This is a genomic window from Bacillus sp. JJ1533, from assembly GCF_036965045.1.
Classification (GTDB): domain Bacteria; phylum Bacillota; class Bacilli; order Bacillales; family Bacillaceae_L; genus Ferdinandcohnia.
Genome location: NZ_JBALOV010000038.1, coordinates 94,664 through 103,217, shown reverse-complemented (window position 1 = coordinate 103,217; position 8,554 = coordinate 94,664). Strand labels below are relative to the sequence as shown.

Here is an 8,554-nt window from a genome sequence, read left to right as displayed (position 1 = left end):
ATGAAGACCAAAGTGTGGTTTGCCATGGAACAAAGATGTCTTCATCGAGGTTATGAAGACCGAAACGCAGTTTGATTTTGAACGAAAAGGTCTTCATCGGGGTGATGAAGACCAAAGTGTGGTTTGCCATGGAACAAAGAAGTCTTCATCGAGGTTATGAAGACCTTGAAACTGCTGCGATAAGTCCTTCACCATGGTTATGAAGACTCGTTCGTTCTTAAAACTTGATCCATAGGGTCTTTCAACAAGCTCGTTCACATTCATGGAATTCGACTTATTCTTCTCCACCCGTATTATGCGCCCCGTATTGTTGGTTGGTAGATTGTGTTTTTCCGCTACGAGCTCTTGTATCTGGCCCTGCATTTCCTTTTACACTAGCTGCACTAACAGCGCGTTTAGATGGGTTTTTATCAACTTTCGCCATTTGGATTGTCACCTCCGTTTTATAGAATCCCCTCTATGGCTGTTTAAATGCGAATTTACAATAAAAAGAAAAATTGTTTCGTGAATATATTGCGAAAATTTAAATATTGGTTTATATTAAGTTGTAAAGGAACTCATTCTTTTTGAGGTTCCCAATTCAATGACTTGGAAATCGAATAGGGATATTTTTTTTGAAGCAAAAATGAATGAGTGTTCATTCAAAAAAAGAATCGAAGGGGGAAACTGTGAATGGTCCAAAGCATTAAAAGAGCTGCAGTTCTTGGTTCAGGGGTTATGGGCTCAGGTATTGCTGCCCATTTAGCAAACATCGGAATACCTACCTTACTATTAGATATTGTTCCTCGTGAACTTTTAGAAGCAGAAAAAAAGAAAGGGCTTACACTTGAAGATCAAGAAGTCCGAAATCGATTAAGCAATACAGCAGTTCAAAAGTTGTTAAAACAGAAGCCGGCCCCACTTACTTCAAAGGAAAACATTGCTCTTATTACAACTGGAAACTTTGAGGATGATTTAACAAAGCTTTCAGAAGTAGACTGGATTATTGAAGTAGTTGTTGAAAACCTTGAAGTGAAGAAAAAGGTATTTAGTCAAATCGATGAAGTTAGAAAGCCGGGCAGCATCATAAGCTCCAATACATCTGGTATCTCAGTTGAAGCAATGGCTGAAGACCGTTCAGAAGATTTTCAAAAGCACTTCTTAGGAACCCACTTCTTTAACCCACCACGTTACTTGAAGCTCCTAGAAGTGATTCCAACAAAAAAAACAAGCTCAGAAGTACTCTCTTTTATGAAAAAGTTCGGTGAGGACGTACTTGGAAAAGGTGTCGTTGAAGCAAAAGACACACCTAATTTTATCGCAAACCGAATTGGAACATATGGACTGCTGGTAACCGTTCGTGAAATGCTGAAAGGCGGATATAGCATCGGTGAGGTAGACTCGGTTACTGGTCCTATGATTGGTCGACCGAAGAGTGCAACTTTCCGTACCCTTGATGTTGTTGGACTTGATACCTTTATTCACGTGGCTAACAATGTTTTCGAGCAAGTTGAAGGAGAAGAAAAAGACGTATTCAATGTTCCTGAATTCATGAAGAAAATGCTGGAAAAAGGTTGGTTAGGAAGTAAATCAGGTCAAGGCTTTTTCCTGAAAAAGGGTAAAGATATTCTTGAGTTAAACCCTGAAACACTTGAATACGAAGCACGTAAGAAACTACAAACACCTGTTACAGCCTCTATTAAACAAGTAAAAGGTACTGCGAATAAGCTAAAAACCCTTTTGTACGCGGATGATCGTGCTGGACAGCTTTTATGGAATATTACAAGCCCGGCTCTTGTCTACTCTGCGAATCTTCTAGGCGAAATTGCGGATGATATTGTCGCCATTGATGAGGCAATGAAATGGGGATTTGGCTGGCAATTAGGTCCATTTGAAATGTGGGATGCAATCGGAGTTGAAAAATCTGTCACAAGGATGGAAGCAGAAGGTGTTAAACTTCCAGGCTGGATTAAGGATATGCTGGCAAACGGTAATATCTCTTTTTATAAAAATGAATATGGCTCTGTTTCGTATTACCATAACGGTGAATATAAAGCCGTTAAGGTCAATCCAAAGAACATCCATCTTAAAACGTTAAAAGAAATAAAAGGCGTCATTAAGAAAAACAGTGGAGCTAGTTTAATAGATTTAGGAGATGATGTCGCATTATTGGAATTTACATCACCAAATAATGCAATCGGTTTCGATATTATTCAGATGATCAATTACTCGATTGAAGAAGTGGCGAAAAACTACAAAGGCCTTGTCATCGGTAACCAAGCGAAAAACTTCTGTGTTGGTGCAAACCTAGCAATGATTTTAATGGAAGCACAGGATGACAATTTCTATGACATTGAACTAGTCGTACGCAATTTCCAACAAGCAATGATGAATATCAAATACAGTGAAAAACCAGTCGTAGCAGCACCATTTGGAATGACCCTTGGTGGAGGTGCAGAAATCTGCTTACCTGCTGAGAAGGTTCAAGCTTCAAGTGAAACGTATATGGGTCTAGTTGAAGTAGGTGTTGGTGTAATCCCTGGCGGGGGTGGGAATAAGGAGCTTTATCTCAACCATCTTCAAGGTATGCCGACTGGAGTAGAAGTGAATCTTCAGAATGTCGCCAATAAAGTATTCGAAACAATTGCAATGGCGAAGGTTTCAACTTCGGCTGATGAGGCACGAACCAATAACTTCTTAACAAATGAGGACAGTGTTAGCTTCAATGGTGATCACCTCATCTATGATGCAAAACAATCAGTATTGGCATTATCAGCACAAGGTTATAAAGCACCAGTAAGGAAGAAGGTGCCAGTGGTTGGTGAAACAGGCTATGCAAATCTTCTTTTAGGCGCACAAGCGATGAAATATTCCGGCTATATTTCAGACCATGATCTTAAAATTGCGAAAAAGCTGGCATGGGTGATTGCGGGTGGCAATGTTCCATATGGTACTGAGGTAGATGAGCAATACTTATTAGATCTCGAGCGTGAAGCATTTTTAAGTCTTGTTGGTGAGCCAAAAACACAGCAAAGAATGCAACACATGCTTGTAAAAGGAAAACCATTACGTAACTAAAGTTTCATAAATAAAAGGTTAAAAGTGAGGATGAAGGATTCGAAAGAGATTTATCCGAACTTTTACCTACTTGGGAGGGAATGTGGTTGAGAGAAGCAGTCATCGTTGCCGGAGCAAGAACTCCGGTTGGAAAGGCGAAAAAAGGCACACTTGCAAATGTAAGACCTGATGATTTAGGAGCATTAGTTGTAAAGGAAACATTAAAACGTGCAGGAAATTACGATGGGAATATCGATGATTTAATCATAGGATGTGCAATGCCTGAGGCAGAACAAGGTTTAAACATGGCAAGAAATATTGGTGCGTTAGCAGGTCTTTCGCATACAGTTCCTGCAATTACGATCAATCGTTACTGTTCTTCTGGACTCCAATCCATTGCCTATGCAGCAGAAAAAATTATGCTAGGGCATTCGGATACAGCCATTGCGGGCGGAGCGGAATCTATGAGTCTTGTACCAATGATGGGTCATGTTGTCCGACCAAATGCAAGGCTTGCAGAAACAGCACCTGAATATTATATGGGAATGGGTCACACCGCTGAGCAAGTTGCAGTCAAGTACGGTATTAGCCGTGAAGATCAAGATGCTTTTGCGGTAAAAAGTCATCAAAAAGCTGCAGCTGCGATTAAGGCAGGTAAGTTTGTAGATGAAATTGTACCTGTCGATGTCACTTTTCGTCATGTCGCTGAAAACAATAAATTAGTTGAAAAGCATGTCCGATTCTCACAGGATGAAGGGGTTCGGGAAGATACAAATCTTGAAGTCTTGGCGAAATTAAGACCTGCATTCTCAGTAACTGGTTCAGTGACTGCAGGGAATGCCTCACAAACGAGTGACGGAGCAGCAGCGGTAATGGTAATGGATCGTGAAAAAGCGACTAGCTTAGGCTTAACTCCATTTGTGAAATTTAGATCGTTTGCTGTAGCAGGGGTACCACCTGAAGTAATGGGGATCGGTCCAGTAGCAGCCATTCCGAAGGCACTTAAAATGGCAGGTCTTGAACTTTCTGATATCGGATTATTTGAATTAAACGAGGCTTTTGCATCGCAATCGCTTCAAGTGATTCGTGAACTTGGACTGGATGAAGAAAAAGTAAATGTAAATGGCGGTGCAATTGCACTTGGGCATCCGCTTGGATGTACGGGAGCAAAATTAACACTTACACTGATGCATGAAATGAAGCGTCGCAACGTACAGTTCGGTGTAGTAACAATGTGTATCGGCGGCGGAATGGGTGCAGCTGGTGTATTTGAACTACTGGCATAGGTAAAAGATGCTTACCACTGGTGGTGAGCCTCAAATGAAAACTTTCTTAGGGGGAAACAATATGTCAAATGCAACTGATAAAGTCGTTTTAGGTGGGGGCTTTTTAATCGAAGATCTTGAAGCAGATCGTGTCTTTACACCGGAGGATTACACAGATGAACATAAAATGATTGCAAAAACAACAGAGGACTATGTAGCAAACGAGGTTCTTCCACAGGTTGAACATCTTGAAAATCATGAGTTTGACATTTCCGTAAACTTATTAAAAAGCGCAGGAGAACTTGGACTATTAGGTGTAGACGTACCAGAAGAGTATGGTGGTTTAGGACTAGACAAAGTAAGCTCTGCATTAATAGCTGAAAAAATGGCAAGAGCGGGTGGCTTCTCCATTTCTCACGGAGCACATGTTGGAATTGGGTCACTTCCAATTGTTCTTTTTGGTAATGAAGAGCAAAAGCAAAAATATCTGCCAAAATTGGCAACAGGTGAGTTACTAGCGGCATATGCGTTAACAGAGCCAGGTTCAGGATCTGACGCACTTGGTGCAAAGACAACTGCTAAATTAAATGCTGAAGGAACTCATTATGTTCTAAATGGTGAAAAACAATGGATTACAAACGCTGGTTTTGCTGATGTATTCATTGTATATGCCAAAATCGATGGAGATAAATTCTCGGCATTTATTGTGGAGCGTGAATTCCCTGGAGTTTCTACAGGTGCTGAAGAAAAGAAAATGGGAATTAAGAGCTCATCAACTCGCACATTAATTCTTGAAGATGCACAGGTACCTGTAGAAAATCTGTTAGGTGAAGTAGGCAGAGGTCACATAATCGCATTTAACATACTAAACATTGGTCGTTATAAGCTTGGTGTAGGTGCGGTTGGTGGAGCTAAGAGCGCGTTCGAACTTGCGGTTAAATACGCAAATCAGCGTCAACAATTCAAAACACCAATCTCAAAATTTGGATTAATTCAAGAGAAATTGGCGAACATGGCGGCAAAAATTTATGCTGCTGAATCCAGCGTGTACCGTACAGTTGGATATTTTGAAGACCGCATGGGCCAATTATCTGAAGAGGAAGTGAACAATGGTAAAGAAGTTGCTAAGTCCATTGCTGAATATGCAATTGAATGCTCCATTAATAAATTTTTCAACACAGAAGTTTTAGATTATGTTGTAGACGAAGGCGTTCAAATCCATGGTGGATACGGATTTATGCAGGAGTACGAAATTGAAAGAGCCTACCGTGATTCACGGATTAACCGAATTTTCGAGGGAACAAATGAAATCAATCGCCTATTAGTTCCTGGAACATTTCTTCGAAAAGCATTAAAAGGAGAATTACCATTACTTGAAAAAGCTACACAGCTTCAAGAAGAACTTATGATGCTGATGCCTGAAGAAGTGGGTGAAGGCGTACTTGAACAAGAAAAATACCTGGTTCGTAATGCGAAGAAGATTGGATTAATGATTGCAGGACTTGCGGCTCAAAAATTCGGTCCAAAGCTTGAAAAAGAACAAGAAATCCTAGCCAATATTGCAGATATTGCAGCAAATATCTATGCGATGGAGTCAGTTGTTCTTCGGACAGAAAAAGCCATCAAAAAAGCAGGGGAAGATAAGAATCAGCAAAAAATCCTTTATACACAAGTTTTTGTGCAAGAAGCATTCAATGAAATTGAAGCCCATGCAAAGGAAACTCTTGTTGCAACAGAAGAAGGCGATTTGTTACGTATGATGACCTCAGCATTGCGTAAATTAACTCGTTTTACGCCGGTTAATGTCATTGCGAAGAAACGTGAAATTGCTGCAACTCTAATCGAAGCTGAAAAATATACTGTTTAATACTGTGAAGAAGCCCCTTATGGTCAGGGGCTTTTTCCCTTGTAAAAAGGGTATTTCGCGTATTAAGCAGGAAAAGTTAAAGATAAGTCGAAATGTATCAGAGGTTCATTCGAATCAATTTTATTTCAATTTGTTATATGATAAAATATTTCTTGGTAGAATGATTAAGGTGGTGAGAATATGGCATTAACATTTTATTGGTATCCGAAATGTGGAACCTGTCGAAAAGCAAAAAAATGGTTTGAAGAGCATCAGGTTGCTTTTGAGGAAGTACATATTGTTGAGAATCCACCTTCAAAAGAGCAATTAAGAGAAATGTACGAGAAAAGTGGATTAGAATTAAAGAAATTCTTTAATACAAGTGGTCAAAAATACCGCGAACTTAGTTTGAAGGATAAAGTGAGTACTGCGTCAGAGGATGAGTTACTGGACCTACTTGCATCTGATGGAATGCTGATTAAGCGCCCACTCACTACAGACGGCAACAAGGTAACGGTTGGATTCAATGAAGCGAAGTTTGAAGAAACTTGGGCATAGGATGAAAGCCCTTTTTAGGGTTTTACATAACCATTTTGCTGGGGAAACTCAGGTGAAATGAGGAAGTAAATATTTTCATAAAATTGAATTGATGGAGGTTATCAAATGAGCACACCTAAAGAATTACGTTATTCAGAGGAACACGAATGGGTGAAAGTTGAAGGGGATAAAGTACGTATCGGAATTACAGATTTCGCACAATCTGAATTAGGTGATATCGTATTCGTTGAACTTCCAGAAGTTGGTGACGAGATCCAAGCGGACGAGCCATTCGGAAGTGTTGAGTCAGTTAAAACTGTATCTGAGCTTTATGCACCAATTAGTGGTAAAGTTGTCGAAATTAACGAAGACCTTGATGATAGCCCAGAATTCGTAAACGAATCTCCATATGAAAAAGCATGGATGATTGTGATTGAACCTGCAAATGCTGGAGATGTAGAAAACCTCATGACTGCTGAGCAGTATGAAGAAATGATCAAAGAAGACTAATTTACAACGAGAGAGCCAGTAAAAGGTGAATTCCTACTCTGGCTCTTTTTTTCTTGGTAACATAACCAATACAGAGCACCCCCCAAGCCGAATGAAGTTAGTCGTAATGGACATTCTAAAAGTAAATACCAAGGGAAGGGTGTTTATCATGGTATTGAAACATACTCGAATTGATGTGACTGACCGAGTAGTGGGTAAGCTTGGAAATAACGAAATGAATTTATTTGTAGAGAAAGAACCTATTGGTAAAATTCGCTTTACGAACGAAGGAGCTCAATTTGATTTAAAGCAGGGATATGAGAAGGAACAAAGTAAAATTTTCACATATGCCGATGTCCCTACTTCCCCAGATATGAAATATGTGGATTGTGATGATGAAAATGGTTGGTGTTGAAGACAGTGGCGACCCACTGTCTTTTTTCCTTAACTTTTCCAGTATCTATCACCAAAATGAATCTTTGCGATAAAATGAAGGAAAAGCAGTTGTACACATCGAATAAAGGGATAAAGCAGAAAAATGTACACATAAAGTAAGGTGATGAAATGGTGGCTTTTGATGATATGGAAAAAGTAATCATTGTTGAGGGGAGAACGGACAAGAAGAAGGTCGAAACGGTTGTGAATGAACCAGTAGAAATCATTTGTACAAATGGAACGATCGGCCTTTCAAAGCTTGATGATTTAATTGAACATTTATTTAATAAAGATGTTTATATATTAGTGGATGCTGACAGAGCGGGTGATAAGCTAAGAAAACAGTTTAAACGCGAATTTCCTGAAGCACGGCATTTGTTTATTGATAAAACCTATCGCGAGGTTGCGACAGCACCTGAACATCACATTGCAACCGTACTTCTTTCCGCAAATATTGATGTTCATGCAGAATTTTTATTGTAGGAGGATAAACATAATTCCGATGTTTATGTAAAAATCATGATACAATAAAATTCAATGAAGAAGGAAAAGGTTGTTGGAGACATGAAGGAATGGAAAGATCATGAAATTGACGCTCAAATTGCCAATACGGAACAGTTTTGGCTTTATTTATATACACCGATGTGTGGAACCTGCCAAGTAGCATCAAAAATGATTTCAGTGGTAGATGAATTACTTCCAAATGTAATCATCGGAAAAAGCGATCTAAATTATTTACCTCAAAAAGCAATCGAATGGCAAATCGAGAGTGTTCCTTGTTTGTTGCATGTGCAAGACGGAAAAGTTTCAAAGAAATACTATGCTTTCCACTCGGTACCATATTTGCTTGAAATAATATCAAATGACTAAACAACGCGCGAATTTGGCGTTGTTTTTTTATTGCTTTTTTTCTGAAAAGTTGTATGATATTTAGGGAGTCGAAACA

9 protein-coding genes are annotated in these 8,554 nt (G+C 39.4%); 8 read left to right on the top strand and 1 reads right to left on the bottom strand.

Going from position 1 to position 8,554, the window contains the following annotated elements; translation table 11 throughout:
• Positions 1 to 274 precede the first annotated feature (274 nt).
• Positions 275 to 424: a YuzL family protein gene (locus tag V7138_RS20635; RefSeq protein WP_077619272.1), complete on the bottom strand. Its 150-nt coding sequence runs from the start codon at positions 422 to 424 to the stop codon at positions 275 to 277.
• Positions 425 to 672: 248 nt separating this feature from the next.
• On the opposite strand from V7138_RS20635, the gene V7138_RS20630 reads away from it, so the two are divergent.
• The 8 genes from V7138_RS20630 (at position 673) to V7138_RS20595 (ending at position 8,478) form a co-directional block, all read left to right on the top strand.
• The gene (locus V7138_RS20630) at positions 673 to 3,057 is read left to right on the top strand and encodes a 3-hydroxyacyl-CoA dehydrogenase/enoyl-CoA hydratase family protein (RefSeq protein ID WP_335401063.1); all 2,385 of its coding nucleotides are present in this window, start codon (positions 673 to 675) and stop codon (positions 3,055 to 3,057) included.
• An 86-nt stretch (positions 3,058 to 3,143) separates the two neighbouring features.
• Positions 3,144 to 4,322 (top strand): acetyl-CoA C-acetyltransferase, encoded by a 1,179-nt coding sequence (locus V7138_RS20625; protein ID WP_335401062.1) that lies wholly within the window; start codon positions 3,144 to 3,146, stop codon positions 4,320 to 4,322.
• A 61-nt stretch (positions 4,323 to 4,383) separates the two neighbouring features.
• Entirely contained in the window at positions 4,384 to 6,168 is a 1,785-nt protein-coding gene (locus V7138_RS20620; RefSeq protein WP_335401061.1) for an acyl-CoA dehydrogenase family protein, read from the top strand.
• A 180-nt stretch (positions 6,169 to 6,348) separates the two neighbouring features.
• Positions 6,349 to 6,705, top strand: coding sequence for an arsenate reductase family protein (locus tag V7138_RS20615; RefSeq protein ID WP_335401060.1), 357 nt, complete (start codon positions 6,349 to 6,351; stop codon positions 6,703 to 6,705).
• A gap of 105 nt (positions 6,706 to 6,810) precedes the next feature.
• Positions 6,811 to 7,194, top strand: coding sequence for a glycine cleavage system protein GcvH (gene gcvH / locus V7138_RS20610; protein WP_335401058.1), 384 nt, complete (start codon positions 6,811 to 6,813; stop codon positions 7,192 to 7,194).
• 148 nt (positions 7,195 to 7,342) lie between these two features.
• Positions 7,343 to 7,588 (top strand): YusG family protein, encoded by a 246-nt coding sequence (locus V7138_RS20605; RefSeq protein WP_335401056.1) that lies wholly within the window; start codon positions 7,343 to 7,345, stop codon positions 7,586 to 7,588.
• Between the two features lie 167 nt (positions 7,589 to 7,755).
• The gene (locus tag V7138_RS20600; protein ID WP_438824390.1) at positions 7,756 to 8,091 is read left to right on the top strand and encodes a toprim domain-containing protein; all 336 of its coding nucleotides are present in this window, start codon (positions 7,756 to 7,758) and stop codon (positions 8,089 to 8,091) included.
• 81 nt (positions 8,092 to 8,172) lie between these two features.
• Positions 8,173 to 8,478, top strand: coding sequence for a thioredoxin family protein (locus tag V7138_RS20595; RefSeq protein WP_335401052.1), 306 nt, complete (start codon positions 8,173 to 8,175; stop codon positions 8,476 to 8,478).
• The last annotated feature ends 76 nt before the right edge of the window (positions 8,479 to 8,554 follow it).

What these genes read in the sequence shown, in the direction of transcription:
- V7138_RS20635 (WP_077619272.1), bottom strand. Translation starts at nt 424, where the DNA reads ATGGCGAAAGTTGATAAAAACCCATCTAAACGCGCTGTTAGTGCAGCT.
- gcvH (WP_335401058.1), top strand. Translation starts at nt 6,811, where the DNA reads ATGAGCACACCTAAAGAATTACGTTATTCAGAGGAACACGAATGGGTG.
- V7138_RS20630 (WP_335401063.1), top strand. Translation starts at nt 673, where the DNA reads ATGGTCCAAAGCATTAAAAGAGCTGCAGTTCTTGGTTCAGGGGTTATG.
- V7138_RS20595 (WP_335401052.1), top strand. Translation starts at nt 8,173, where the DNA reads ATGAAGGAATGGAAAGATCATGAAATTGACGCTCAAATTGCCAATACG.
- V7138_RS20615 (WP_335401060.1), top strand. Translation starts at nt 6,349, where the DNA reads ATGGCATTAACATTTTATTGGTATCCGAAATGTGGAACCTGTCGAAAA.
- V7138_RS20620 (WP_335401061.1), top strand. Translation starts at nt 4,384, where the DNA reads ATGTCAAATGCAACTGATAAAGTCGTTTTAGGTGGGGGCTTTTTAATC.
- V7138_RS20600 (WP_438824390.1), top strand. Translation starts at nt 7,756, where the DNA reads ATGGAAAAAGTAATCATTGTTGAGGGGAGAACGGACAAGAAGAAGGTC.
- V7138_RS20605 (WP_335401056.1), top strand. Translation starts at nt 7,343, where the DNA reads ATGGTATTGAAACATACTCGAATTGATGTGACTGACCGAGTAGTGGGT.